The sequence below is a fragment of the Loktanella sp. D2R18 genome (assembly GCF_003318235.1).
GTDB lineage: Bacteria > Pseudomonadota > Alphaproteobacteria > Rhodobacterales > Rhodobacteraceae > Yoonia.
Window position 1 is genome coordinate 147,783 of record NZ_QOCG01000004.1, and the last position, 25,639, is coordinate 173,421.

Consider the following 25,639-nt stretch of genomic DNA (forward strand, 5'->3'; position numbering starts at 1 on the left):
ACCACCGATGCTTGCCTATTCATATTCACGCTATGGCTCCCCCGACGTGTTGGAACAAGTCACCCTGCCCACACCAACGCCACAACCGAACGAAGTGCTGGTCAAAATACACGCGACGACCGTCAGCGCAGGCGACTGGCGCGCCCGTAGCCTCACAATGCCAAAGGGGCTTGGGTTTATGGGGCGGCTTGTATTTGGGATAACAGGGCCACGCAAACCGATCCTCGGGACTGAATTTTCGGGTGAAGTTGCCGCCGTCGGGCCAAAAGTCACCAATTTCCTGCCGGGTGACAAAGTGATCGGATTTCCCGGAGCCAGCTTTGGCGCACACGCGGAATTTATCACGATGCCATCGGACGGCAAGCTCGTACGAAAGCCAGATAACATCAGCTTCGAACAAGCCGCAGCCATCCCATTTGGCGGCACGACGGCTTATGATTTTCTGGTCAACAAGGCAAAGTTGCAGCCGGGCGCAAAGGTGTTGATCAACGGCGCATCAGGGTCTGTCGGGTCCGCCTGTATCCAAATCGCAAAACATTTAGGCGCGCATGTGACGGCTGTTTGTAGCGCCAAAAACGCGCAGATGGTCACAGGCTTGGGTGCAGATCAAGTGATCGATTACCAGACCCAAGACGTCATCACTGACGGCGTGTTGTATGATGCTGTTGTCGATGCAGTTGGCACACTTCCTTGGGCGCAAGCGCGCCACGCGTTACGCCCCGGCGGGCAGATGGTTCTGATCGCCGGCAAAACATCGGATATGCTGCTTGGGTCGCTTAAGGCGCGGCTCGCGGGCAAGCGGTTGATTGGCGGCGTCGCCTCTGAACGTCGTGAAATCATTGAAGCGGTGACCCAGCTTGCGGCGCGGGGCATCTTCCAACCGGTAATCGATCGCAACTATCCGTTCGATGAAATGAAGGCAGCCCATGCGCATGTCGATACCGGGCGTAAGTGCGGGAATGTGGTGGTTTCTGTGACTTAGCGCGGGCGATCAAGCCCCTGCCAACCAATCGTAGACAAGGCGCGCCTTGCCAGAGGCACGCGGGTGCAGTTTAACATAAAAACCTTTGGGTGATGCGACCCCGCTGGGCAACAGCTTTACCAATTTTCCGGTTGTAACTAATGCGTCCGACAGCCCATCCCACCCCAAAACGGCCCCCATATCGTCTTGGGCGGCCTGCAATGCGATGACGTAATTATTCACTTGGTGTGTATTTTGCAGCGGCCCATGATAGCCCAGCGCGCCGCACCATTCCTGCCAGTTGGTCCAGCGCGTGTCTGGCGCATCCAGATGGATCAACGGGATTTTCGCCATATCTGTGACGCTCTCGATCTTGTGCTTAGTGGCAAAGCCGGGGCTACCGAATGCCATGATCTGATCGTGAAAAAGCGCCCGGCATATGCCCGTTTCTTGTGTGATATCGCCATAGTGGATGCTCAGATCGCAATCGGATTGGGTTTGATCCGTGTCGCTGACAATCTGTGCTACCGAAATATTGCCGTGCGCGCGCCAAAATTGCGCTAGCCGCGGTGTCAGCCAAAGCGAACTGACCGCCGTCGTTGCCCGGATCGTGACTGCGGCCTTGGGCGCACGGGCGCGCAGCTGGCCGATTGCATCATCAATTCCTTCAAACCCACGCTGGATCGCAACCATCAGATAAGCCCCAGTTTCAGTCAGCTCAACACCGCGGTGGTGGCGGTCAAATAGGGGGCGCTGCAAGTCCGCCTCAAGTGATTTGACCTGATGGCTGATTGCCGCGGCGGTCACGTTCAGCTCTGCGGCTGCGTTCTTGAAACTGACATGGCGCGCAGCGGCCTCAAAGCTCACCAGCGCAGTCATTGAGGGTAGATTATAGGGGCGTTGCGACAATTTATCTATCCAGATAACCAGAATCTACACTTATATACATGCGACATATCACAATTTGGCTTAATTATTCTAAGCCAGACAAAATTTTTTTGCAATTGTCCCCGATAGTATTTGGGCAGAGCCTGCCTGTAGCCCCTCCCGAAAGGACTTGCAGATGAATATTGAGGTAAAGCCGCTCAAGGCACGCCGATCACGGCGTGGCGGTGATCGGGCACGGTCATCAGCGCCGGGGCAAAACCCACATCTTGCGGCGCCTTTCATTACGCGCAAAATCAAACCCTATGAAATTCTAGACGAAGATCAGCTTGATCAAATCGAAGCAACCGCCGACCGGATCATGTCCGAGATCGGGATCGAGTTTCGTGATGATCCAGAGGTGGTCGATCTGTTTCGCGCGCGCGGCGTCGCTGTTGAGAATGTCACCGGCTCTGCTGGCGATCCTGCATGGCGGCTGCGGTTTGAACCTGGGCTCGCGCGTGACATCTTGCGCACCGCCCCTGAACGGTTCACGCAACATGCACGCAATCCGGAAAAATCGATTGAAATTGGCACGGATGCTTCGGTATTTTTGCCCTCTTACGGCAGCCCGTTCATCTTGGAAATGGATGGCACCCGACGCTACGCCACTCTGGACGATTTTGAAAACCTCGTGAAGCTTGCGCAGTCAACACCGTGGCTGCACCATTCAGGCGGCACCATCTGCGAACCCACGGATATTCCAGTCAACAAACGGCATTTTGATATGATCTATGCGCATATGCGCTATTCGGATCGACCGTTCTTGGGGTCAGTCACTGCCCCCGAACGCGCCGAAGATTCCATCGAGATGTGCCGCATCTTATTTGGCGCAGAGTATGTTGATCAGCACTGCGTGATTATGGGTAATTTCAACACCACATCGCCACTGGTCATTGATGGGATCACAAGCAAAGGGATTCGCGCCTATGCGCGCGCCGGGCAAGGGTCGATCCACTTGCCGTTTTTGCTGGGTGGCGCAGTCGCGCCATTGACCATGGCCGGACAGGTTGCCCAAAATTTGGCTGAAACATTGGTCAGCGCTGCGATTACACAGCTTGAACGACCCGGTGCGCCCGCGGTGATCGCAAGTTTTATGAATTCGCTTGCCATGCGGTCGGGATCACCGACGTTTGGCACGCCTGAGCCAGCCGCGGCCAGCCTGATTATGGGACAATTTGCGCGCCGCTATAAATTGCCTTTGCGCTGCGCGGGGAATTTCACCACCTCTAAACTGCCTGACGGGCAAGCCATGCAACAAAGCATGATGTCCGCCCTGTCAGCCGTCCAGTCCGGCGCAAATTTCATCATGCATATGGCCGGATACCTTGATGGGCTTTTATCCATGTCCTACGAAAAAATGATGATGGACATTGACGTTTGCGCAGCGCTTCATGCTTACTTGCGTGGGGTTGATGTGAACGAAGACACGCTTGCCTTTGACGCGTTGGCCGAAGGCGGGCCGGGCCAACATATGTTCGGCTGCCAACATACATTACGCCACTATGAAACCGCATATTGGGATAGCGCGCTGGATGATAATACACCTTGGGAAACTTGGGATGAAAACGGGCGGGTTGACATGGCCACACGGGCAAACCAACGCTGGAAAGCGCAACTGGCACAATATGAGCCACCTCCGCTTGATACGGATAAGGACGCGGCGTTGAAAGCATTTATTGCGCGCAAAAAAGAAGCAATGCCAGATATGTGGCACTAGCGCGAGGGCGCACGAAAGGAAAACCCATGTCGAACGATCCGCTGTTGCAGCCCTATCAGCTCAAACATCTCACGCTCAAGAACCGGATCATGACGACCAGCCATGAACCCGCCTATCCCGAAGATGGGATGCCAAAGGATCGCTATGCCGCCTATCATGCCGAACGGGCCAAGGCAGGTGTTGCATTGACGATGACCGCAGGATCAGCGGCAGTGTCCAAGGATAGCCCGCCTGTTTTCAACAATATCTTGGCGTACCGCGATGATGTGGTACCATGGATCCAGCGGCTGACGGACGCCTGCCACGAACATGGTACGGCGGTCATGATCCAGCTCACCCATCTTGGGCGACGGACGAATTGGAACAAAGGCGATTGGCTGCCCTCTGTCAGCTCATCCAAACACCGCGAACCCGCCCATCGGGCCTTTCCTAAATTGGTCGAAGATTGGGATATAGAACGCATTATCAACGATTTCGCAGATGCCGCCGAACGCATGAAAGCAGGCGGCATGGATGGGATTGAATTGCAGGTCTACGGGCATTTGCTGGATCAGTTCTGGTCGCCCCTGACCAATGATCTGAGCGGCCCCTACGGCGCCGATAGTTTACAAACTCGTCTGCAATTCCCGCTTGATGTCCTCGGCGCAATTCGCAAACGCGTCGGCGAAGATTTCATCGTTGGGTTTCGGTACACCTCCGATGAGGCCCAAAAGGGTGGCATCACCGAAGACGAAGGGATCGAAATATCTAAAACGCTGGCCGAGACCGGGCAGCTTGATTTTCTTAATCTGATCCGTGGCCGTATCCATACGGACCCTGCAATGACCGATGTGATCCCGGTCCAAGGCATGCCCAGCGCACCGCATCTTGATTTTGCGGGCCGCGTCAAAGCGGCCACAGGTATGCCAACTTTCCATGCCGCGCGTATTCCTGACGTCGCGACTGCGCGCCACGCTATATCTGCGGGGCTTTTGGATATGGTCGGCATGACCCGCGCACATATGGCTGATCCGCACGTTGTACAAAAGATCATCGAAAATCGCGAAGACGACATCCGCCCTTGTGTTGGAGCAACGTATTGTCTGGATCGCATTTATCAAGCGGGTGATGCGCTGTGCATTCATAACGCGGCAACGGGACGTGAATTGACGATGCCGCATGTCGTCCCCCCTGCCCCAAAGGCGAAAAACGTCGTGATCGTTGGCGCAGGCCCAGCCGGGCTTGAAGCGGCACGGGTCGCCGCAGAACGCGGGCACCGTGTGACAGTATTCGAAGCACAGCCAGAACCCGGCGGTCAAATCCGGCTGGCCACACAATCGGCCCGACGACGTGACATGATCGGCATCATTGATTGGCGTATGGCGCAATGCGCTGCGCGCGACGTGACATTTCATTTTAACACATGGGCCGAGGCAGATGATGTCACCACATTAAACCCCGATGTGGTGATCATCGCCACCGGCGGGTTGCCCAACACCGAACTGTTTGAAAGCGGCGTTGAACAAGGGCGCGCCGTGACCAGCTGGGATATCATCGCAGGCGATGTGAAGCCCGGACAAAACGTGCTGATCTACGACGAAAGCGGTGATCATCCGGGGCTGCAAGCCGCCGAAGTCGCTGCCAATGCTGGTGCCACTGTTGAGGTGATGACCCCTGATCGTGTCTTTGCACCGGATATTATGGCCATGAATTTGGTTCCATACATGCGGGCATTGCAAGATAAGGATGTCACGTTCACTGTCACCCGCAGGCTGCTAGATATCGCCCCAGTGGGCAATCTGTTGAAGGCAACGATAGGCACGGATTACAGCGATTTCACCGCTGAGAAGACCTATGATCAAGTGGTGATCAACTACGGCACATTGCCGATGGATGATCTCTACTTCGACCTGCGCCCGGCCTCATCGAACCTTGGTGAAGTGGATTACGAAGACCTCATCGCGGGCCGCCCGCAGGTACAAAATCGCAATCCAGATGGGGCGTTCCAATTGTTCCGCATCGGCGACGCGGTGTCAGCGCGCAACACACATGCAGCCATTTATGACGCTTTGCGCTTGGTCAAGGACATCTAGTTGGGGTTTTGAGCGCATGACGCCCCTTCTAACGATTTAAACTAATATATTGCAATAATATCGATATTATGCCAGCTTCACTATCCAGAGACGGGGGGAGCCGCAGTGAAGCACAATAATATGGTTACCGATCATATGATCGGCCAGATGACACGCACCCTCCCAACTTACGACCCGGCGCATAAAAGCAACCGCGCCGCGTGATCGCATACCGCGAGACAAACCGCCGTAACCATCTGGGAGGATGACATGAAACATACTTTACGCGTAGCCCTGACGGGTCTTTTGCTGGGTTCAACAGCCGTATCAGCGCAAACGGTTGAAGGCCCCGAAGTCAATTGGAGCTTTTCAATGTGGGGCAACCCACGTGCGCTATCCGCAGGGATGGAGGCCATCGCAGAGGAAGTGGCCACGCAAACGGGCGGCAACTTTAACATCGAAATATTCTACGGCGGGCAATTGTCTGGCGCTCGCGAGAACCTTGATGGGCTCCAGCTGAACGCATTTGAAGGCGCCGCAATCTGCAATTTCTACCACCCCGGCAAAAACCCGGCTTGGATGGTGTTTTCGCTACCGTTCTTGCCACTTGGTGACCCGGCTGTAGACCAATATGTACGCGCCAAATTGTTTGAACATCCTGCCATCGTCGCAGACATGGAAGCATGGAATGCGATGCCGTATATGTCCGGGCTGCTGCCACAGTACGAGATCCTTGGCAAAGGTGATGCACCAACCGAGCTGAGCGGCTGGGAAGGCTTGCGGGTACGCGCGGGCGGCGGGCTTGGCAGCGCGATGGAAGCGCTTGGCGCGACCAAGCAGACCCTGCCTGCAGGTGAAACATCAACCGCATTCCAACGTGGCGCGCTTGATGCTGCCGCGTTCCCCTACACATATGCGCACGTCAGCTTTGGCATCGCAGAAGAAGCCGATTGGTACACCTCCAACCTTGCCCCCGGCACATCAGAATGCGGATGGGTCTTTAACAAGACAGCCTATGACGCGCTCCCCGAACAGTATCAGACCCTGTTGATGGATCTGCGCGGCATGGGCATGGAGGTCGAACAAGCGGCCTACGCGGCCCAAGACGAAATCAACCTGCCTATCTTCCAAGATACGATGCAGGAAATCGTCTATTCCGACGCCCAAATCGCTGAATTCCGCGAAGTTGCAGGGCAGCCCGTCTGGGACGCGTGGATCGCAGACAATAGCGAAAAATTCGATGCCCAAGGCCTGTTTGACGCCGTTTGGACCTACGCTGAAGAAGCACAAAACCAATAGGTTTTCCTCGGTCGGCCCCATGATCGCGGCCGACCGTCACCCATGATCAAATAGAGACAACACATGCCAGACGAAACATCGGCAGACCGCAGTCTGCTTGCCCGGCTCGACCGCGGGTTCATCCCCATCGAGGATTTAGCCAATTTATTAGCAGCTTTTGCAATTATGGCGCTGATGATCTTAGGCGTGCTGCAAATTGTTCTGCGCACCGTCTTTAATACCCCTATCGGCGGCTATATCGATCTGGTCGAACTTTCGATGGCCAGCATGGCATTCCTTGGCGCCGCGTATACCCAACGGATCGGGAGCCATGTGCGTATGGAGTTGCTCGTCGGAGCCGTGCGTGGTCGTGCGCTTTGGCTTGTCGAAGCATTTGGCGCGGCTGTCGCGCTATTTATCATCGGCGTGTTGATTTATTATAGCTACGGGCATTTCATGCGCGCTTACACATTGGGCGACACGACTATCGACGCCGAGTATGTGACATGGCCATCCAAACTTTTGGTTCCAATTGCATTCTCTATCTGGTGGGTGCGGCTTGCGCTGCAATTCATCGGTGCGGTGCGGCTTGCCATCTACCCGCATGCGACACCAATTGCCGTTGTCATCACCAAAGATGCGGCCGAGCAGGCCCAAGACGAAATTCACGAAGTTATGGGCGATGATGTCGACTTCTCTAATCCTGAGGATAAATCATGATTATTGGTATCGGCATGTCCGACCCGTTCTTGGTCGGCGTTATCACCTTGTGCCTTTTGCTCGGGCTTATCTTGATGGGCGTGCGCGTGGTCTTTGCCGCCGCTGTTGTTGGGTTGCTTGGCCTTGTTGAATTGCGCGGTTGGGGCCCTGCGGCTGGAATTGTCGGCACCATACCACATGCAAAATCATCGACATACGCGTTGTCTGTTTTGCCAATGTTCATCTTTATCGGGTTCTTGGCATTTCACGCAGGCATGACCCAACAACTGTTTGACGCAGCGCGCAAATGGCTGGGCTGGTTGCCCGGTGGTTTGGCGATTGCGACAGTATTTGCCACCGCGGGGTTTGCCGCCGTATCAGGTGCGTCCACCGCGACCGCAGCGGTGTTTAGCCGGGTCGCGATCCCTGAGATGCTCAAATACGGGTATAACAGACGCATGGCGGCGGGTGTTGTAGCTTCGGCTGGCACGCTCGCTACGTTGATCCCACCTTCTGCGATCCTTGTGATCTATGCGATTATTGTTGAGCAATCCGTCGGCAAACTGTTGCTAGCGGGCTTCCTGCCCGGCATTTTTTCGGCCATCGTTTATGCGGGCATCATTATCGTTTGGGCGATGCTCAAACCCGAAGCCGCGCCATCCGTGACCGGTTTCACATGGGGCGACCGGATGCGCACCCTGCCCGGCATTTCACCGATTATCATTGTTGTCGTGATCATCATGACCTCGATCTACAGTGGCTGGGCAACCCCAACCGAAGCTGGCGCGCTTGGTGCGTTTGTGGTCTTTGTTTTGGCATTGGTTCGGGGCACGCCACTCAGCTCGATCAAAGCGTCTTTGATGGAATCGGCCAAACTGACCGTGATGATCTTCTCGTTGATTTGGGGCGTTTTGATCTTTGTGCGGTTCCTTGGGTTTTCGGGTATTCCCGGCGCATTCACAGAATGGGTTGTGAACCTGCCCTATAGTCCGATGACGATCATGATCTGCATCTTGTTGGCCTACGCGGTTTTGGGCATGTTCATGGATGCAATCGGAATGCTTCTACTCACATTGCCAGTGGTATACCCAGCTGTAATCGCGCTTGGGTTTGATCCAATTTGGTTTGGTATTATCGCCGTCAAAATGGCCGAGATTTGCCTGATCACGCCTCCCATTGGATTGAACTGCTTTGTCGTCAACGGCGTCCGTCCTGACATTCCACTTGGCGAAGTGTTCCGCGGCGTTGCATTGTTCTTTATAGCCGATGTTATCACCATTGCGGCGCTCTTGATGTTTCCAGAAATTGTCACTTGGCTTCCGAACTTTGACTTTGCCGCATGGTGGTCAGGGTTGGGGGCAGCAGCTAACTAAGGACAGAAAATGCGCTTACACACCAGCCTGCCGCTTACAAAAGCCAACACAATCATTACCGAGGCGCTGCGCCTCGGGCGCGCGGCCAACCTGTTGCCACTCACCGTTGTCGTGCTTGACGCAGGCGGCAAGATGGTCGCGATGCAATGCGAGGACGGATCAGGTGTGATCCGGTTCGATGTGGCCTTTGGCAAAGCCTACGGCGCACTTGGCATGGGGATTTCAAGCCGTCTTATTCGGGACCGGCTGAGCGAACGACCAACGTTTCAATCTGCCCTCGCCACCGCATCTGACGGGCGGCTTATTCCGGTACCAGGTGGCGTTTTGATCGAAGACGCAGGCGTGACCATCGGCGCGGTCGGCATCAGCGGCGATACATCCGACAAGGATGAATACTGCGCGATTGAGGCGATCAAAGCCACAGGTTACATGTCGGAACCCAGCGACCCCAATCCAGATTGGCGCACGTCATCCCTGTCGGATCATTATCCGGCGTCGACCTAAAGCGGTAGATCAATATGACGGTGGGTTACCTGCAAGCGCGGCAATGCGGCATCAGCCGGATCCACCAAGGCAAAGGTGGATTTGCCTGCAAAAGACGCGGGGATCACCATAGCCCGGACAAAACTTGTGACGCCGATGCCCTGCAAGGCAACAGCGCGCACCGGGGATGTGATCGGTTCAAACCAGCTGTCGCCCTCGCTGACGATTTGGGTATGACCCTCCGCCGCGATCCGCAGCGCCCCGCGCACAAGATGCCGCAGGCCAGCGCCGCTATGCGTGTGCCGATGCGCAACGGCCCCGACTGGAAAACAAACCTCATCCACGCGCAACAGTTTAGCGCTGTCGGGAATATCACATTCATGGCTGCTCAGAACCCCGTCCCCGGCGGGTGCCGCTTCGGACAAAACAAACGTCAGGCCCGTACGCGGCAATTGATCGACAACTGTGGCTATACCCGCGGGGTCCAGCCCGGCGGTATCGTCGCGCGGCGTCCAAGAGATAGCGGCCGCAAGATCGACCTGCGCATCCGCGCCGCGTATCAGGCTCATAAACATTCTAAATCCCCCTGTTCTGGACAACCTAGCTGATGCGCGCGCTGCTTGCCATTGTGCTGATCGCCGATTCTGCGGCCGTTTTGGCCGCCAACACATTTGGCGGGGATTTTGCGCATACCGCCGCACGCGTATTATTTGTCGCCCTTTGTTTGCTTGGGATGCGAACAAGCTCTTTGCGCGAAGTCCTGTTGTTTCTGGCTTCGCTGATCCTCGCTGCAATCTTGTGGCAAGACCCGGAGCACCACGCAGCCTTGTTCATCGCGATAGACCTCGCCGCCTATTTCGCCGCCTTTATCGCCCTGCTCACCGCGCTCAAACTCGCAGCCGAAAACTCGCAATCGGTATTGGCTGTCGGGCGGTATCTGACCCAGCAAGCCACAGGGCGCAGATTTGTCGCGACAGCCACGGGCGGGCATATTTTGGGAGTGTTTCTCAATTTCGCAGCTGTGAGCCTGATGGCGCCATTGATCCAATCAACCACGAGACATAGCGACGGCAGCATCGACCACGACCTTGAACGCCGTCAGATGTCAGCCCTTTTGCGGGGGTTTGCGTGGATTTTGCTCTGGGCACCCACTACGCTAGGACAGGCCGTGCTTTTGACGTTGTTCACAGATATCGATCATATCAAAATCATCTGCGTTGGCATTGCAACATCCCTGTTGATGATGGGAATCGGCTTGGCCTATGATCGGTTTGAATGGCGCAATTACACGCCCCCCAGAACAGAAGATGCGCCGCCCAAGTGGCCAAGCACCGCGCTTGTGCGGTTGGGCTGTGTCTGTGCTACGCTGATTGGTGCAACGGCCGTGCTTCAGATCACAATGGGGTTCAGTACCGCGCTTTCGCTGATGTTTGTGGCCCCGTTAGTGACAATGGTGTGGTTCACATGGCAAAAACCCAAAGACCTGCCGCTAACCCGGCAGTTGACGTCGTTTTGGGAGGCGCTCAAGGCGGATGCGGCGGGTTTGACGCGGTCCGCCATTGCTCTCGGGCTTTCTGGTTTCATCGGGCGTGCCGTGGCAGAGGTGCTACCACTTGCCGAGATGAGCCAACACATCGACCTCGCGGCGATACCCGGCTGGCTATTTTTGGCGGTTTTGCCGATCTTGATCACGCTCGGTGGGCAAATCGCGCTGAGCCCGATCATCCTTGTCGTGTTCATAGGGCAGGTGGTGCAAACTTTTCCGACATTGCCCGCCGATCCAACGCATATTGTTTTCGCGCTCAGCGCCGGGTGGGCGATTTCAATGTTTGCATCCCCCAATGCAACGGCCACATTGCTGATCGCGGCGGCCTCCAAGATCCCGCCCACAACACTGACATGGCGCTGGAATCTGCGCTACGGCGCGATCTGCTATGTTGTGCTTGTCGGCATTTTTGCGCTGCTCGAAGCCGCATAGGGGAAGCTAGCCAATCACCTGCACCGCGAACTGACCCGTTGTCGCGTCGCGCTTGCGATAAAGCGCGGTTCCCTTATGCCCCAAAATCCTGCCCGCGGTGCCGGGTTCGCGCAACAACTGGGCCGCGGTAGATGTCGCCCGCGCAAACGCTTTGCAAATATCATCGCCTACCTGTTCAACCATCACATCAATCGCGCGCGGCATGGCAAGGTCGGCGCCCGCAAGTGTTCCGTCATCCAATGTCAGCCGGCCGTCATGGCGAAACACATCGCGCCCGTTAAGGCTGAAGTTTTGGATATCTGATCCGGCAGTAGCCATGGCATCGGTTACCAAAAACACGCGCTCTGACTGCGGCTTTGCCGCCAAGGCAATCCGCATCGTCGTTGGGTGAACATGGATCGCATCCGCAATCAGCCCGGCATAGACATCGTCCCGCGCTAAGGCCGCGCCGACCAGCCCGGGCGCGCGGCTACCCAATTGGCTCATGGCGTTAAACAGATGCGTCACACAGCGCGCACCCGCATCAAATGCAGCGTGACAGGTATCAACATCCGCGTCCGTGTGCCCCAATGAAACCGTGATTCCGGCGTCAGATAACTGACTAATTTGGCTAGGTGTCACGTTTTCGGGGGCAAGGGTGACCATCACATTGGCCAATCGATCAGCGGCGTTCAGCAACACACGTAAATCTGTCTCATTCATCCGGCGGATCAAGCTTGGATCATGCGCGCCCTTGCGTGCCAAACTAAGATGCGGCCCCTCAAGGTGAATACCGACAATCCCCGCGACCTTTTGCGCAATAGCCACTTCAACCGCGTCAATGGCGGCGGCGGTCCGCGCGGGCGTATCGGTGATCAGCGTCGGAAGTATCGCCCCGGTCCCTGTCGTTGCATGCGCTTGCGCAATCACGCGCAATGCTGCGACGGATTGATCATCGTTGAACATGACACCGCCGCCGCCGTTGACCTGTAGATCAACAAAGCGCGGGGCAATCACGCCACCCGCCAAATGCGTGATCGGGCACCCCTCAGGCAAAGCCTGACGCGGCACGACAGACAGGTTACCATCGCCGCCCACAACCAAAGCATGGTCATCATGCAGGGTTTGCCCATCAAAGATCTGCGCGCCCAAATAGGCCTTTGCTACTCCGCTCATATCGACCCGCATTGGTGCTCCGCCCGTGCCAGCGCAAAGGCACCGTCCAATGCGCTGCCTTTCGCATCCATTTTTCCGGCGAGATATGCAGGGGGCAGATATCCTGCGTAATGCGGCCCTAGCCCGCCAAGCAAACAAAGCGGATCCCCGGGCTGAAACCCCAATTGCGTAAGGCCGCGCGCCATGTCATCCGCGCCGCGTTGCAAGATAGATTGCGCCCATGTATCGCCATCAATCGCGCCCGCAATGACCGCAAGGGGCCAAGGTGCCGTAATCGCCTGGCGTGGCGGTGGTTGCAAAGCCTACAACCGCGCTGGGATCATTCCCATATTGCGCAAAAAGCGTGACGGACAGTTCTGACCACTCCGCCAGCCCATCATAGCACAGCAATACATGTTCGAGCGCCGCACGCCCCAACCAAGCCCCCGAGCCTTGGTCCGAAATTTGCAGCCCCCATCCGCCGACGGATCGCACAGCCCCTCCCTTGTTTGTAGCGACAATCGTGCAGGTCCCAACGGCTAGCAAGTACCCCTCTTGCCCTGCAAATGCGCCTGCCAATGTCGTGGCGCGGTCATCTGTAACGGTGACTTGCGCAAATGGCAGCGCCCCCGCGATACGCGATCTTTGGGTTGCAGTGATCGCTCCGGCCAACCCCAAATGCGCAGTGCCTGATGCAAACGCGCTAGGCGCGATGCCCGCGTTTTTTGCGGCGGCATCAATCGCAGCAATAACGTTGGTGATAGCACAATCGATATCAGTGGTAACATTGGCGCGACCGCCCTCGGCCTGCGCCAGCACACCCGCTTCGACCGTACCAATCGCAACCCGGCAACCCGTGCCCCCGCCATCGACGCCGATAATCACATTGCTTTGCAATTCGTCCATATGGGTATCGTTATAATACCTCTTTGACGAATGATAGAATGCAGGGATCGGCGCCGCAGGAAATCACAAGAAAGAACTGCACCGATTATGGATTAACGGCCCGCTTCGCGACCGCCTGCAAAAGCACCTGCACGATGGCGCGCTGTTCGTCGGTAAACGACGACATTGCGATGTCGGGCTCGGGCCCGTCTAGATCGCTCACATCAAACAATGTAGCCTCATCTGGAAAAAACTGCGCCCGAAGCGCTTCGTTATCCTCTGCAAATTTCGCAAGCAGCGCCTTAGCTGTCGCGTTGTCCATGACGCCCCCTGAAAACCGAGGGAGCTCTTGCTGCGGCAACGACCGGAAAACACGCCGGATGTGCACTTCGGGGACATTTTTCACCAGTTGCATCAGGTCTAAGACGTCTATTGAAGGCGTCGCATTCGCAGCGGACTGCGGCGTCGGGAATCCGTCAGCTTGCGTATCAATCCCAAGCACCTGCAAGAAATCACGGACGACATCGCCTTGCGGAAATGTTGTGGGATCAAACCTGCGAAACAAAAATTCAGCTTCAGGCCACGCGGTCTGCCAGGCAGTAACAATCCGACGATATTCCCCGCCGCCAGTGCCAAACTTAGCGATGAAATTCTCGAATCCGAGCCGCGTCTTTGCCGTTTTCAGTTTTTGTTTGTAGGCGTTCGCGAGGTATTTATCTTGCCGCCGGAAATACCCAACAATCTTGACGTCCATTGGCTCTGGCAACGCAAGAACGTCGCGTAGGGCCGCCGGGTTTGCGCCCGAAAACATTTCAGAGGTCAGTACAAAATTTTGCGACGGGCTTTTGCTGATCAAATTGCGCACAACTGCTCCAATCTCGACGGCGCGGTCGTGGTTGCCGCTGCGCAACGCGACGCTCAGATCATTGTAAGACCCGCTGCGGTGCCGCGTAAGAAAATCAAAGCCAAGGGGATTGAGGTAATCTTTATTGTCGCGCGTGAAACGCTGAATAGCCGTCGACCCTGTTTTGGGCGTGCCAATATGTATCCAAAGTATACGCATGTATTATTGGCTTTCTTGCGGGGCTTGCGCCGCAAATTTGCGCCTGATCGCCCGTCTTGGCTGCCCTGTGTGTTGATAGGTCATTGTGATGAAATCGGCCCAATCTTCGCGCGCTTTGATGTCAATGATTTTGGCCCGGTGCCATGCGACGGCATCTGCGTGTAGGCCCCGCAGCACTTTGTCGGAACGCAGTTTTACCAGTTCTTGCAACATGCCAGGCACATGTTTTAGCATCGAATAATCGCGCGTATAATTTGTGTTCATCGCGTCAAAGTATTCCTGGCCTTGATCCATATTCACATGGTTTGTCCGACCACGGTCACGCTTGACCAAAAAGCTATCCGCGCTGCGGATCGCATAGTGATGCAGCCGCGCGAAGTCATGAGAAAAGCCTTTCCAGGTCCGCCAAGACACTGTTTTCGCATCTACCGCATTGCCGCCTGCATCGCGCCACGTGATATCATCATAAGGCGATGGGGCATCCGCTGCGGCATTGGCATCCACCTTCATGAACGGTCTGTGCACGCCCATCCGGTGAAACGTGCCATTGTTGCGATACAGCGTTTTGATCCCGGCCCCGCGATAATTCGTAAAGATACCTTCAGGCGCGCAATGAAAGAACTGTTCGGTCAGCGGCAGGTCCTCGTAGTGGCGGCGCATCCCATTACCGAACAGTTTCCAACTGAGCGAGATCGCATCCGCCGGGCCGCTTTTGTCGATCAAGTCAGGCAACCCCATACCGCAACGCAGGTTCAAAAATTCGTCAGCATCGGCGCAAATCACCCAATCGGCGGCTTTGTAATGATCGGTCTTTGGTGCCAGTCGCAATGCGGCACGCTGCGGCGAAAGTTCACGCCCCTTCCGGCCGATTTTGCGGTCATTATTATCGACGTGCCCAGCAAGCCCCAATTCTTGCAGGCGTTGCGCGATCGCATCGGTGCCGTCGGCGCAGTCATTCGTGTAAATCAAGAAGTCGTCGAACCCAATCGCACGGTTAAACGCAATCCATTCAAGCACAAACGGGGCTTCGTTTTTCATTGTCGTCACAATGAGAAAGCGCTCTTTTTCCAACTTACACCTACACGTTTACCACTGTCGAGGCTGGCCTTTAGACCAACCCAAGTTTTGCCGCGATATCCGGCATTTCTGCTATTACGGCCTGACGGGCAGTATCAAGTTTTTCGCGGTGCCATTCAAGGCTTTGGGCGTGTAAACGCGCCAGATGCGGATGCGCGGCTTTGATATCGTCAATACGTGCTTGCAAGGCGGGCACATGGCGCTGGATGCTCGCCTCACGCACATCATTGGCATTAAAGGTTTCAAAATAGGAAAAATCAATCCGCTCTTGGTCCGCGCTATTTGCGGTGCCGCGGTAGCGTTTCATCAAAAATGCTTCGGATGATTTGATCATATAGTGGTTCATGCTAACCAGATCACGGCCCAAGCTGGCCTCAAATGACCGCCATCCTTGCTTCAAATAGCGCTCTGGCATCGGTTGACCAGAACCGTTGACCCAATTGACCGGATGGCTACCATCCTGAAATCGCGGCTTCAGGCGCGGGCGATGAATGGCCGGTTTGCGCACAAAACGCGGGCGAAACATGGTTTTGAACGCGGTGTAGCGTTGGATGTTATGGGTGCCTGCCGGGGCCGCTTGGTCAAATTGCGCGATGACGGGCACGTCTTTGAACCCAACAATACCGCCATTGCCAAACACCCGCCATGTGGCAGAGATCATATCAGCGCGCTGGGGTGATATTCCAGCAAGTGCTGCAAAAAGGGCGTCAATGGTCCCGTCCCCCACGTGGATGTTCAAAAATTCATCCGCGTCCGCCACCAGTATCCAATCTGACGCCGTGATCGCCGGATCTGCCCAAAACCTCTCGTAGGCGCGGTTTTGCGGGTCTTCGCTAGTGCCTTTTGGCTGGCCACTGTTTTCCAGATGGGTAATTTCGTCAACCGTGTCGAGATAATCCAACATCTGCCGGGTGCCATCACTGCAGTCATTCGATGCAATCGCGATCCGATCAAAACCAATCAGCTTGTAGTAGTAAATCCATTCAAGCAGATAGGGGCCTTCGTCCTTGACCGTTCCGACAAGCGTGCATGATTGGCGATCAGCCATTGCGACATCCTTTTTGCATCTGTGATCCTGCGTAACGCCAAGCCCCTTTCATGCCAAGGATGGATGTTGCGGGGCAGCCCGCCATCAGATAGAAATTACCGCGACAAGAACCCAGATTTGAAGGTATTGACGATGGCCGTGCTTCCCCCAATTGGTGCCCTTTGGATTGGTGGGTCTTTGACATGGCTGGAACAACTTTGCCTGAAATCCTTTGTCGATCAGGGGCACCCGATGATCTTGTACACATATGGCAAGGTGAAGGGCGTGCCTGAAGGCGTCGAAATCCGTGACGGCAACGATATTTTGGCCACCGACCGGTTTATCACCCATGACCGGACTGGATCAGTCGCGCTTTTTTCAGATTTGTTCCGGTTCCATCTGATCGCGAAAGAACCTGAAATCATCTATATCGACACCGATGTCTATTCGGTGCGCCCCTTCCCCGGCGGCGAAAGCCATATCTTTGGCTATGAGTTCTATAACGAAGAGCGTCAAAAGGGGCAGGTCAACGGCGCCATTTTGCGGATGCCGCAAGATAGCCCTGCGTTACAGGCGTTGCTTGACTTTACCGCCGACGAATACCCTATCCCAGAATGGCTGCCCCGCCGTCATCTTGACCCGATCAAAGCACGCGCCGCAGCAGGCGACCCAATGCATGTCTCCGAGATGCCATGGGGGATTTGGGGACCACTGGGCGTGACGGCATATCTGATACAGAGCGGCGAAATCGAACACGCGCGTACGACGGATGTCTACTATCCAGTCCACTTTGCGGATCGTCGAATCTTTACAAAACGTCCGATGCTCACGCGGAGGCATTTTACGGATGAAACCCGCTGTCTGCACATCTGGGCCCCAATCAAGAATTTCTGCGCCAAGCGTTTTGGCGGGGTTCCCCCTGAAAACAGTTTCCTTGATGAACGGCTCAAACATCACGGGATCGATCCGCACGCGGCCCCGATCATCCCGCAAAGTGACCGGTCAGTGGTCGCATAAGGTGGCGCAGGTTGCACCCCAGCCATTTTGCACATCAGACCGGGTCAAGGCGACCTATATCACCGGGCGCGAACCCCGGCTGGTGGTGTCCTTCACGGGGGTCGGCAAACCAGATACGCGAACCCAAGACGAAGAATTCGTCGGATATGGATCACAAGACGGACGTAACCATGTGTTGTTTGTCGCGGACACATTGCGCAGTTGGTACAACGATCCCGGCATTTATGACGAGATCGTAGACGCGGTTACGCGGTATAAATCAAAACATGGCATCACCGACACGGTCACATTTGGAAATTCAATGGGCGGCAATGGGGCCGTGATTTTTGCGGGCGCAATTGGTGCAACCCGCTGCTTGTCGTTGTCGGCGCAATACTCTGCGGACCCTACAATCGTGCCCGAAGAAACACGTTGGCGCGAATACCGCGATAAGATCGCCGAATTCACACGCCCGCCATTAGAGACAACCATCACCCCGGATTGTCAGTATTTCATCCTACACGGCGGTGGCGATGTCGAACGCCGGCATTGGTCGCGGTTCCCCAAAGGGGAAAACATCCATCACTATCTGGTGGGCGCAGCCGGGCATGGCGTTGGGCGGCGTCTCAAGTCATCGGGCCTGATCAAACCCGCAACGCATTTCGCCATTGCGGGACGCCCACGCGCGTTTCGCATGGCGCTTAAGGACGGGTTGCGGTTGCACCGTCCAAAATGATCGCTCAGCGCACTGCCGTGCCGCCACCGTCAAAGTAATGCGTCCGGTCTGGGTTAAACTGCACCGATACTTTATCCCCCGGCGTCAGCTCTGAATCGCCCAAGACCCGCACGGTGACCTGACCAGCAGCACCGCAATCGAGCACAACAAACGTGTCTGCGCCAAGATATTCAAGCACATCAACTGTACCTTCGAGCTGCCCCGCGCCTGGCGCAGCAAGCAAAGCGTGTTCAGGGCGCAGCCCAACATGGGTTACACCATCTGGCGCAGCTATCCCTGATACCGCAGACGCGGGCATCACGTTCATTTTGGGCGACCCGATGAACTGCGCAACAAACAAGTTTGCGGGTTTTTCATACAGTTCGCGCGGGGTGCCCACTTGGGCGATATAGCCGCCATCCAGCACCACGATACGGTCAGCCAACGTCATCGCTTCGACCTGATCATGGGTTACATAGATCATCGTGGACTTTAGAGTCTGATGCAGCTTGGCGATTTCATAGCGCATTTCGACGCGCAAGGACGCATCAAGGTTTGATAGGGGTTCATCAAACAAAAACGCTGTCGGATCGCGCACGATAGACCGACCAATTGCGACACGTTGCCTCTGGCCGCCAGATAGATCTTTGGGGCGCCGATCCAAATAGGCATCGAGTTTGAGAACCCGTGCGGCCTCGTCCACTTTGGCGGCAACTTCGTCGGCAGGCATGCCCGCAGATTTCAGCGGAAAGCCAACATTGTCGCGCACCGACATATGCGGATAAAGCGCGTAAGACTGGAACACCATTGCCAGCCCGCGTTTGGCAGGCGGTTCTGCCGTTGCATCGCGATCATCAATGACGATTTGACCGCGACTGGTTTCTTCAAGCCCTGCAATCATCCGCAAAAGGGTCGATTTCCCGCAACCCGACGGACCAACAAAGATGATGAATTCCCCTTCTGCAATATCAAGATCAATACCCTTGATGACCTGAACCTTGCCGAACCATTTTTCAACGGAATTGAGCGCGATAGACCCCATTTAGAACCTCCCCTTTGCGTGCGGTGACGCCCATGTCAGCCAGATTGCCGCCGTCCAACTAAAGTTGTCACCACCTTCGGGCGTGCCGATGTAAGGATCAAAATATTCAAAGAACCCATGTTCCGCGATTAGGTTTTGCGTTGCTTTGCGCAGCTGCTCTGCCTTGGTAATGTGGTGCATTTCAGCAAGCCCAATGGCGATCAGCGCATTGACATTCGACCATGTCGGACCGCGCCAATAGCGTTTGGGGTTGAATGTCGCTGCGGCCGGGTCATTGGACGGCACGCCAAATGGCACCGTGTCCATAATCCGCTCGTAATGCGCAAGCATCTGCGGGTGATCCACTCCTGCATACCAGCAGAGGAACGACCCTGTGCTCAGCGAATTCGCAAATTTTCCTGTGCGCAGGTCGATACTGTCGTAGTGACCGCATTCGGCATTCCAATGACGCTCGACACCGCCTTTCAGCGTGGTGATCCAGCCCTGAATTTCGTCGGTTTCATGGTCCAATTCCAGCGCGAGGTGCAGCAGGTCGCGACACGCGCGCAAGAATAGGAAGGTCATCCCAACATCGGCGACGCGGAACGGTGCGTTCTTGGCGATCTCGATCTCGTCCCAACCGCAATCACGCGAAAAATAGAGCATGGTCAGGTAGCGATCATAATCTTCTTTCTTGGGGCGCATTTCTGGGTCGATATGGGCGGTATCGCGGCGGGTATATTCGCCAACATTTGATCCATCCACGTTGGCCATCGCGCCGTCCCAATCGACCGCATTGTCGCGGCCGGATTCCCACGGGTGGGTGATTGCAACCATCCCGTCATGCAGACGGTATTTCACGAACCAGCGGTGCCATGACACTAACCGCCCATAAAGCAGCTCCATATGGACACGGCCGTAGTGTTTGTCTTGCTCATACACGCTGCGCGCCATTGTCGCCGCAATGGGCGGTTGCGTGATGCCAGATGTGTGCGGCACGCGCGGCACGTCCCACACATCAGGCCCCGGGAAATACCCGATTGCCTGCTTGTGGAACACAATATGCGGCACCATGCCGTTGTCCCATTGGCCTGTAAAAAGCGTCTCTATCTCGGCCCAAGCACGGCGCACGTCATATGTTGCAATACCCCATGCGCAAAACGCGCTGTCCCAGTTCCACTGATAGGGGTACAGCCCTTTGGTCGGCACCGTATAAAGCCCCCGGTCGTTGACCTGTAAAATTTTGCGCGCGCGTTTATCAAGTTTATCGTAATTCATCATCTATCCTTTGACCGACCCGGCGGTCAGTCCTTTTGTCATGAAGCGTTCCAAACCCAAGAACAGCGCCATGATCGGCACAGTCGCGATCACAGATCCAGCCATCAGGTGTTGGCGCGGAATTTCGGAAGAATTGAGGCTGGCGATCCCACGGGTCAGCGTAAATTTTGATGGATCATCCAACAGCATGAACGCGAGCAGGAATTCATTCCACGCGATCATGAAAACATAAAGCGAAACAGAGGCCATCGCAGGCAACGACAGCGGCAGCGTGATCTTCCAGATGACCTTCAAGCGGCTCAGCCCGTCCATCAGCCCGGCTTCTTCGATCTCTGCGGGTAGCCCGCGGAAGTAGCCCTGCAACATATAGAGCGCCACAGGGATCGTCGTGACCGGGTAGATCATGACAATCCCACCCAAAGAATTGCGCAGCCCCAGCATCGAAAAGGCAATGTAGATTGGCAGCGCCAAAACAATCATCGGCACCATGTAGATCAGCAGGATCGAGCGTGAGAACGCCGCCCGCCCCCTAAAACGCAATCGCGCCACTGCATAGGCACCCGGCACGGCAAACAGCAGCGTGATGAACACCGTCAGAACAGAAATGATAAATGAGTTGAACAGGTAGATGCCAAAATCAAACTGGCGGAACAACTCATCGTAAGACCGGAACAGGTCCCATCCTTTGGACAGATCGATCGAGAAATCGAGCGGATTTTGGATCAGCTCGGCTTGGTTCTTCAGGCTTGTCAAAACCATCACATAGAATGGGATCAGCACGATCGCTGTAAAAAAGATGTAGCCGAACCCGGTGAGGAATTTGATCAACGCAGCCTCAGAAACATGCCGGTTGATCGCGCCAAAATTCACGTCATCAAGTATGATCCACAGCCCCAGTGCAGCAAATCCAGCGGTAGCCCCCGCGCCCAGCACCGATGATAGTGCCGATACGCCTTGTCCGATCACGATAGGGCCAAAACCAAACAATGCTACGGAGGCAGCGAGGATTGCCGCGACAATTGGCTTCCACTGCGGACCCGGCAGGCAAGCCAACCCAAGCCCTGCGCCCCAGATCAACGCGCCAAGCCCCGATGGGCGAAACGCAGACCCGGTTGCGAAACTCATGGTGATCGCCACAGTCAGAGCAATCACAAAGGTCCATAAGGCCCCCAATAGCGGCGCAGTGACATATCCAAACCGCAGGTATTTCATAGCCCTTCCTCCTGCGAGATGAACCGGAAAAAGAAAAATGAGAACGCCAGAAGGCAGCCAAAGATCACGACGGCAACGGCCGCCCCTGCCCCAATATTGGACACTGCAAAGGCTTGTTCGTAGACATTCACGGTCAAAGTTCGCGTGCCCGCATTTCCGCCAGTCAGCAAGAAAATATCGTCAAATTTGTTGAAGGTCCAAATGAAGCGCAGCAGGAATAGAACGGATAAGATGCCCAGCAACTGCGGCATGCTCAGGTACCAAAACTGTTGGAACGGCGATGCCCCATCCATGTCAGCGGCCTCATACATGTCGGTGTCAATCGACTGCATCCGCGCAAGGATGAACAGGAACGACAGCGGGAAATAGCGCCAGATTTCAAACAGCGTGACCATGATCAGCGCAAGCGGGCGCTGCCCAAAGAAGTTGATCGCCTCTTGGGTGACCCCCATCTGGATCAGCAACGCATTGGCAGAGCCTGAAAACGGATCGAACAGCAAGATCCAAGCAAAGGCGACCGCAATTACAGGCGACACATAAGGAAACAGATAAAGCCCGCGCAGGATACCTTGGCCTTTGAAGGATTTATTCAGCAGCAGCGCCGCAAACAGCCCGAACAGTAACGCGCCAATGGTGCCAAAAACAGTGTAGAACAGCGTTACCCAAAGCACGGACCAGAATTCATCACCGTCAAAGACGCGTTTGAAATTATCAAGCGTAAAGGTCCCGTTTGTCAGCATGCTTGACGCGCGGCCCGTCGTTTTTGCCGCGCTGTCTTGCGGGCGGAGTGCGTTGTCCAGATAGGCCTGTTCGACGGTGACGGGGATCATCAGGTTTTCGCGAAATCCGCCGTCCCAATCGCCCATATCGCAAAACAAATCGCGGCCATTTAAGGTGCAGCGCGGATCGACCTCGGAAACGACCAAACCCGCAGGAATAGTATCTGTTATCGTCACCCCACGAATGGGCTGGTCTTGGGATGAATTGCGCAAGCGGTAGCGGATGGATGCCGCGTCGCCCGCGGCCTCGTCATCGCCGCGAATGTCTTCGCGAATGACAACTTCGGGCGCGCGCAAATCGGACAGGGACACAGGTTTCACGCTGATCCAAAAGATCGCCAAAAGCGGCAGGATAACCACCAATGCCACGGCACTGATCGTCGGGGCAAGCAGGCCCCATGCCAAACGCGCCTCAAGCCGCGCGAGCGGGCCGGTGCCTTTGGGGGGTGAAACGTCTGACATGGGGCGTGCTCCGAAAATGGGGTGCAAGGCGGCGTACCGCCTTGCAAGGTGGTTTACTCGACGCCAGCGATGGCTTCGTTCATCGCGGCAACGGTCGCCGCAGCGTCACGTTCGCCATCAATGAATTCGCGCACATAGCGGTTGATCACTTGGCTGTTGATGATCTTGGATGCGGTCGCAAGCTGGCCATCGGCCACGCCCCAACGTTGGGCCACATCCAAGCCCCCCACGATTTCCGCAATCATGTCAGGCTCGTACAGATCACCAAGCGGCGCTTTGCGGTCAACACCAACGTCCAGCGTCGCCCAAAGATCGGCGAACTGTGTTGGGTTGTCAGCGGTGCCACGACGCACAGGGAACTTGCCTTCGGGTGCAATGGCAAGAATTTCCTCGTAACCTTCGTTCATAGCGTATTCGACAAATTCCATCGCCGCATCAGTCGATGCATCTGATGTAACGCCAAGATAACGTATATCACCCCAAGCCGCCCCATCTGGGTTCGATGGGCCCGCGAAATTGGTCACAATTCCTGTCGCCGCAGCCAGATCAGAACTAGTTGGATCGTCGTTGATTGTGGGCGGGGCGCTGTCGCGCAGACCGGCCAATTCGTCCAAAATGAACGGTGACCAGATGATCATCGCCGCATTCCCAGAGAAATAAAGCGAGCGTGATTGGTCCCAATAAAGATCGCCCGGTGGGGATGCTTCGGCGATGGCTTTGTAGAATTCCAGCACTTCGATGGTGGCTGCTTCATCCAGATCTTGGATGCCATCGGGCCCAACCGGCGACACGCCATTGGCCAAGAAAACATGCTCAAGCACTTGACTCATGAAGTTTTCATCAATCTTGGTCGCCGCCACAAACCCGTACATTTCAGGTGGGTTGTGCAGGGCTTCAACAGCGGCCAGCACGTTTGCATAGGATGTTGGCGCCTCAAGGCCTGCTTCGGCGAATTTATCGGCACGGTAGACGATCATCTGTGTCCATCCATCGACCGGAACAGATGCATAGCCTTCATTGCTTGCCGCCATCGCCAACGCGCCCGGGGCAAATGTCGCAGCATCTAGGTTTTCAATCACATCTGTCGCAGCATCAGTATCCAAGATGCCGGCCTCGGCCCATGGCAACGCATATTGCAGCGGATGATAGATCACGTCAGGCAAATCACCCGCCGCATAAGCGGCTGTGGCGCGCGTGCCCAGATCGCTTTCGGTCACCGGGATCACTTCGACAGTATGGCCCGATGCGGCGGCGAAATCAGCGGCCATCTGTTCTTGGCGCTCAAGCCGCTCTGGCTGTTCTTCGATTGTCCAAAACCGCAACGTATCGGCACTGGCTGCAACTGCGGAAAGGGCCAACGCCGTTGCAGCCCCCATCAACAATGTCGTTTTACAATTCACTTTCATAGTTTCCTCCCTTGGAATTTGTTTGTGAATGGGGCGCAGGACCCGTGGACCCACGGCGCAAAAATTGCGCGGCGGCGGTTTCCTGAAGCCCGGTTGGTTTTTCACCGCGGATATTGCGGATCAAAAGGTTGCTCAGCCGCAGGCCAGCATGTTTGAAATCCACCGCAAATGTCGAAAGCGGTGGCGACACATGCGCGCCTTCGGGGATGCCATCATAACCGATTACCGATAGGTCGTCGCCAATTTCCAGCCCGCAAGCGGCGGCAGATTCGTAAACACCCAACGCGGCCATATCGACGGCGCAAATGATTGCGGTGGGCGGGTTAGGCGCGGCCAGCATCACATCAGCTGCAACACGGGCTTGGTCGATAGTTACAGCATCCTGCGCCATCAACGCGGGATTAACGGACAGCCCTGCATCGCGCATGCCGCGCAGAAATCCATCTGCGCGCGTTGGCGCGTAACTGTATTGCGTCCCACCGTTGATGAACGCGATTTGCCTGTGACCCAAAGCAGCAAGGTGCTGCACGGCCTCATGCATCGCGGCCCCCCCCTTAATGTCGTAGGATGGTAAATCGGCCGCGCCCGCGACTCTTCCGAATAACACAAACGGCACATCCGCCGCGCGCAAAAGCGCGATGCGCGGATCATCAACCATCGTGCGCGGCAAGATAAACCCATCGGCCTTATGATCGCGGATCATTGATTTAAACGTATCGAGCGTGGCCTGTTCGCTATTGGACGTCGCAATGGTAAGCGTGAACCCTTCCGCGCTCGCGCCCTCAGAAAGCCCCGCCAGAAAAGTCGAAAGAAAGGGGCGCTGCGCGTCATGGTCACCCATCTGAATGACAAGCCCCAGCGATTTCACCAACCCAGTACGGATCGCCTGCGCGTGGCTAAGCGGGCGATACCCCATCTTATCGGCCATGGCCTGCACGCGGGTCCGCGTGGTTTCCGAAATATCAGGATAGTGATTAAGCGCGCGTGACACAGTTGATTTCGTCAGTCCCAGCGCATCTGAGACGTCAGATATCTTCACACGTGCGCCTTTGCGCGGCATATCTTTGCCATCAAAATTCATACTCGCCCCGATACCTCCACGAATCATAGATCGTTT

The 25,639-nt window shown here is 55.8% G+C and carries 24 protein-coding genes; 10 read left to right on the forward strand and 14 right to left on the reverse strand.

Annotation, left to right across the window (positions count from 1 at the left end):
* Positions 1-7 precede the first annotated feature (7 nt).
* Complete coding sequence (locus DS901_RS01695) at positions 8-982, forward strand: NAD(P)-dependent alcohol dehydrogenase (RefSeq protein WP_113775188.1); 975 nt, start codon at positions 8-10, stop codon at positions 980-982.
* Between the two features lie 9 nt (positions 983-991).
* Here DS901_RS01695 and DS901_RS01700 read toward each other — a convergent pair whose 3' ends face one another.
* The gene (locus tag DS901_RS01700) at positions 992-1,840 is read right to left on the reverse strand and encodes a LysR family transcriptional regulator (RefSeq protein ID WP_113775189.1); all 849 of its coding nucleotides are present in this window, start codon (positions 1,838-1,840) and stop codon (positions 992-994) included.
* Between the two features lie 184 nt (positions 1,841-2,024).
* On the opposite strand from DS901_RS01700, the gene DS901_RS01705 reads away from it, so the two are divergent.
* The 6 genes from DS901_RS01705 to DS901_RS01730 all read left to right on the forward strand — a co-directional run bounded on the left by DS901_RS01705 (position 2,025) and on the right by DS901_RS01730 (position 9,510).
* On the forward strand, positions 2,025-3,605 hold the full coding sequence (locus DS901_RS01705; RefSeq protein WP_113775190.1) for a trimethylamine methyltransferase family protein: 1,581 nt from the start codon (positions 2,025-2,027) through the stop codon (positions 3,603-3,605).
* A gap of 26 nt (positions 3,606-3,631) precedes the next feature.
* Entirely contained in the window at positions 3,632-5,677 is a 2,046-nt protein-coding gene (locus tag DS901_RS01710) for an NADH:flavin oxidoreductase (protein WP_113775191.1), read from the forward strand.
* 249 nt (positions 5,678-5,926) lie between these two features.
* Positions 5,927-6,955 carry a C4-dicarboxylate ABC transporter substrate-binding protein gene (locus tag DS901_RS01715; protein ID WP_113775192.1) on the forward strand — a complete coding sequence of 343 codons (1,029 nt, stop codon included), beginning with the start codon at positions 5,927-5,929 and terminating at the stop codon, positions 6,953-6,955.
* 63 nt (positions 6,956-7,018) lie between these two features.
* Complete coding sequence (locus DS901_RS01720) at positions 7,019-7,654, forward strand: TRAP transporter small permease subunit (protein WP_113775193.1); 636 nt, start codon at positions 7,019-7,021, stop codon at positions 7,652-7,654.
* The gene (locus DS901_RS01725) at positions 7,651-9,006 is read left to right on the forward strand and encodes a TRAP transporter large permease (protein ID WP_113775194.1); all 1,356 of its coding nucleotides are present in this window, start codon (positions 7,651-7,653) and stop codon (positions 9,004-9,006) included. Before DS901_RS01720 ends, DS901_RS01725 begins: the two co-directional genes overlap by 4 nt.
* A gap of 9 nt (positions 9,007-9,015) precedes the next feature.
* Positions 9,016-9,510 carry a GlcG/HbpS family heme-binding protein gene (locus tag DS901_RS01730; protein ID WP_113775195.1) on the forward strand — a complete coding sequence of 165 codons (495 nt, stop codon included), beginning with the start codon at positions 9,016-9,018 and terminating at the stop codon, positions 9,508-9,510.
* On the opposite strand, the gene DS901_RS01735 is transcribed toward DS901_RS01730, so the two are convergent.
* On the reverse strand, positions 9,507-10,058 hold the full coding sequence (locus tag DS901_RS01735; RefSeq protein ID WP_181820714.1) for a cupin domain-containing protein: 552 nt from the start codon (positions 10,056-10,058) through the stop codon (positions 9,507-9,509). The two genes, DS901_RS01730 and DS901_RS01735, sit on opposite strands and share 4 nt — an antisense overlap.
* 38 nt (positions 10,059-10,096) lie before the next feature.
* Here DS901_RS01735 and DS901_RS01740 point away from each other — a divergent pair, with 38 nt between their 5' ends.
* Entirely contained in the window at positions 10,097-11,467 is a 1,371-nt protein-coding gene (locus DS901_RS01740) for a hypothetical protein (protein WP_113775197.1), read from the forward strand.
* 6 nt (positions 11,468-11,473) lie between these two features.
* On the opposite strand, the gene nagA is transcribed toward DS901_RS01740, so the two are convergent.
* The 6 genes from nagA to DS901_RS01770 form a co-directional block, all read right to left on the reverse strand.
* Entirely contained in the window at positions 11,474-12,622 is a 1,149-nt protein-coding gene (nagA, locus tag DS901_RS01745; RefSeq protein ID WP_113775198.1) for an N-acetylglucosamine-6-phosphate deacetylase, read from the reverse strand.
* Positions 12,619-12,921: a hypothetical protein gene (locus tag DS901_RS01750; RefSeq protein ID WP_147249825.1), complete on the reverse strand. Its 303-nt coding sequence runs from the start codon at positions 12,919-12,921 to the stop codon at positions 12,619-12,621. The genes nagA and DS901_RS01750 overlap by 4 nt, the downstream gene beginning before the upstream one ends.
* Positions 12,854-13,507: a BadF/BadG/BcrA/BcrD ATPase family protein gene (locus DS901_RS01755; protein WP_113775200.1), complete on the reverse strand. Its 654-nt coding sequence runs from the start codon at positions 13,505-13,507 to the stop codon at positions 12,854-12,856. The genes DS901_RS01750 and DS901_RS01755 overlap by 68 nt, the downstream gene beginning before the upstream one ends.
* A gap of 85 nt (positions 13,508-13,592) precedes the next feature.
* Complete coding sequence (locus DS901_RS01760; protein WP_113775201.1) at positions 13,593-14,549, reverse strand: hypothetical protein; 957 nt, start codon at positions 14,547-14,549, stop codon at positions 13,593-13,595.
* Between the two features lie 3 nt (positions 14,550-14,552).
* Positions 14,553-15,587 carry a glycosyltransferase family 2 protein gene (locus DS901_RS01765; protein ID WP_113775202.1) on the reverse strand — a complete coding sequence of 345 codons (1,035 nt, stop codon included), beginning with the start codon at positions 15,585-15,587 and terminating at the stop codon, positions 14,553-14,555.
* A 70-nt stretch (positions 15,588-15,657) separates the two neighbouring features.
* Positions 15,658-16,674: a glycosyltransferase family 2 protein gene (locus DS901_RS01770; RefSeq protein WP_113775203.1), complete on the reverse strand. Its 1,017-nt coding sequence runs from the start codon at positions 16,672-16,674 to the stop codon at positions 15,658-15,660.
* Between the two features lie 132 nt (positions 16,675-16,806).
* On the opposite strand from DS901_RS01770, the gene DS901_RS01775 reads away from it, so the two are divergent.
* Complete coding sequence (locus DS901_RS01775) at positions 16,807-17,670, forward strand: hypothetical protein (RefSeq protein ID WP_147249826.1); 864 nt, start codon at positions 16,807-16,809, stop codon at positions 17,668-17,670.
* Position 17,671: 1 nt separating this feature from the next.
* Positions 17,672-18,385 (forward strand): hypothetical protein, encoded by a 714-nt coding sequence (locus DS901_RS01780; protein WP_113775205.1) that lies wholly within the window; start codon positions 17,672-17,674, stop codon positions 18,383-18,385.
* A 4-nt stretch (positions 18,386-18,389) separates the two neighbouring features.
* On the opposite strand, the gene DS901_RS01785 is transcribed toward DS901_RS01780, so the two are convergent.
* From DS901_RS01785 to DS901_RS01810, 6 genes are read right to left on the reverse strand one after another with little or no spacing between them, the layout of a single operon-like run.
* Positions 18,390-19,406: an ABC transporter ATP-binding protein gene (locus DS901_RS01785; protein WP_113775206.1), complete on the reverse strand. Its 1,017-nt coding sequence runs from the start codon at positions 19,404-19,406 to the stop codon at positions 18,390-18,392.
* Positions 19,407-20,666 carry an MGH1-like glycoside hydrolase domain-containing protein gene (locus DS901_RS01790; RefSeq protein WP_181820716.1) on the reverse strand — a complete coding sequence of 420 codons (1,260 nt, stop codon included), beginning with the start codon at positions 20,664-20,666 and terminating at the stop codon, positions 19,407-19,409.
* Positions 20,667-21,875 (reverse strand): carbohydrate ABC transporter permease, encoded by a 1,209-nt coding sequence (locus tag DS901_RS01795; protein ID WP_113775207.1) that lies wholly within the window; start codon positions 21,873-21,875, stop codon positions 20,667-20,669.
* Positions 21,872-23,116, reverse strand: coding sequence for a carbohydrate ABC transporter permease (locus tag DS901_RS01800; RefSeq protein ID WP_113775208.1), 1,245 nt, complete (start codon positions 23,114-23,116; stop codon positions 21,872-21,874). Before DS901_RS01800 ends, DS901_RS01795 begins: the two co-directional genes overlap by 4 nt.
* A gap of 53 nt (positions 23,117-23,169) precedes the next feature.
* Positions 23,170-24,522: an ABC transporter substrate-binding protein gene (locus tag DS901_RS01805; RefSeq protein WP_113775209.1), complete on the reverse strand. Its 1,353-nt coding sequence runs from the start codon at positions 24,520-24,522 to the stop codon at positions 23,170-23,172.
* Entirely contained in the window at positions 24,506-25,603 is a 1,098-nt protein-coding gene (locus tag DS901_RS01810) for a LacI family DNA-binding transcriptional regulator (protein WP_113775210.1), read from the reverse strand. The genes DS901_RS01805 and DS901_RS01810 overlap by 17 nt, the downstream gene beginning before the upstream one ends.
* Positions 25,604-25,639 lie beyond the last annotated feature (36 nt).

Coding starts and splice junctions, on each gene's coding strand:
- DS901_RS01695 (WP_113775188.1), top strand. CDS start 8: ATGCTTGCCTATTCATATTCACGCTATGGCTCCCCCGACGTGTTGGAA.
- DS901_RS01735 (WP_181820714.1), bottom strand. CDS start 10,058: ATGAGCCTGATACGCGGCGCGGATGCGCAGGTCGATCTTGCGGCCGCT.
- DS901_RS01725 (WP_113775194.1), top strand. CDS start 7,651: ATGATTATTGGTATCGGCATGTCCGACCCGTTCTTGGTCGGCGTTATC.
- DS901_RS01765 (WP_113775202.1), bottom strand. CDS start 15,587: ATGAAAAACGAAGCCCCGTTTGTGCTTGAATGGATTGCGTTTAACCGT.
- DS901_RS01710 (WP_113775191.1), top strand. CDS start 3,632: ATGTCGAACGATCCGCTGTTGCAGCCCTATCAGCTCAAACATCTCACG.
- DS901_RS01770 (WP_113775203.1), bottom strand. CDS start 16,674: ATGGCTGATCGCCAATCATGCACGCTTGTCGGAACGGTCAAGGACGAA.
- DS901_RS01795 (WP_113775207.1), bottom strand. CDS start 21,875: ATGAAATACCTGCGGTTTGGATATGTCACTGCGCCGCTATTGGGGGCC.
- DS901_RS01755 (WP_113775200.1), bottom strand. CDS start 13,507: ATGGACGAATTGCAAAGCAATGTGATTATCGGCGTCGATGGCGGGGGC.
- DS901_RS01805 (WP_113775209.1), bottom strand. CDS start 24,522: ATGAAAGTGAATTGTAAAACGACATTGTTGATGGGGGCTGCAACGGCG.
- DS901_RS01700 (WP_113775189.1), bottom strand. CDS start 1,840: ATGACTGCGCTGGTGAGCTTTGAGGCCGCTGCGCGCCATGTCAGTTTC.
- DS901_RS01715 (WP_113775192.1), top strand. CDS start 5,927: ATGAAACATACTTTACGCGTAGCCCTGACGGGTCTTTTGCTGGGTTCA.
- DS901_RS01800 (WP_113775208.1), bottom strand. CDS start 23,116: ATGTCAGACGTTTCACCCCCCAAAGGCACCGGCCCGCTCGCGCGGCTT.
- DS901_RS01775 (WP_147249826.1), top strand. CDS start 16,807: ATGGCCGTGCTTCCCCCAATTGGTGCCCTTTGGATTGGTGGGTCTTTG.
- DS901_RS01810 (WP_113775210.1), bottom strand. CDS start 25,603: ATGAATTTTGATGGCAAAGATATGCCGCGCAAAGGCGCACGTGTGAAG.
- DS901_RS01790 (WP_181820716.1), bottom strand. CDS start 20,666: ATGATGAATTACGATAAACTTGATAAACGCGCGCGCAAAATTTTACAG.
- nagA (WP_113775198.1), bottom strand. CDS start 12,622: ATGAGCGGAGTAGCAAAGGCCTATTTGGGCGCGCAGATCTTTGATGGG.
- DS901_RS01730 (WP_113775195.1), top strand. CDS start 9,016: ATGCGCTTACACACCAGCCTGCCGCTTACAAAAGCCAACACAATCATT.
- DS901_RS01720 (WP_113775193.1), top strand. CDS start 7,019: ATGCCAGACGAAACATCGGCAGACCGCAGTCTGCTTGCCCGGCTCGAC.
- DS901_RS01760 (WP_113775201.1), bottom strand. CDS start 14,549: ATGCGTATACTTTGGATACATATTGGCACGCCCAAAACAGGGTCGACG.
- DS901_RS01785 (WP_113775206.1), bottom strand. CDS start 19,406: ATGGGGTCTATCGCGCTCAATTCCGTTGAAAAATGGTTCGGCAAGGTT.
- DS901_RS01705 (WP_113775190.1), top strand. CDS start 2,025: ATGAATATTGAGGTAAAGCCGCTCAAGGCACGCCGATCACGGCGTGGC.
- DS901_RS01740 (WP_113775197.1), top strand. CDS start 10,097: ATGCGCGCGCTGCTTGCCATTGTGCTGATCGCCGATTCTGCGGCCGTT.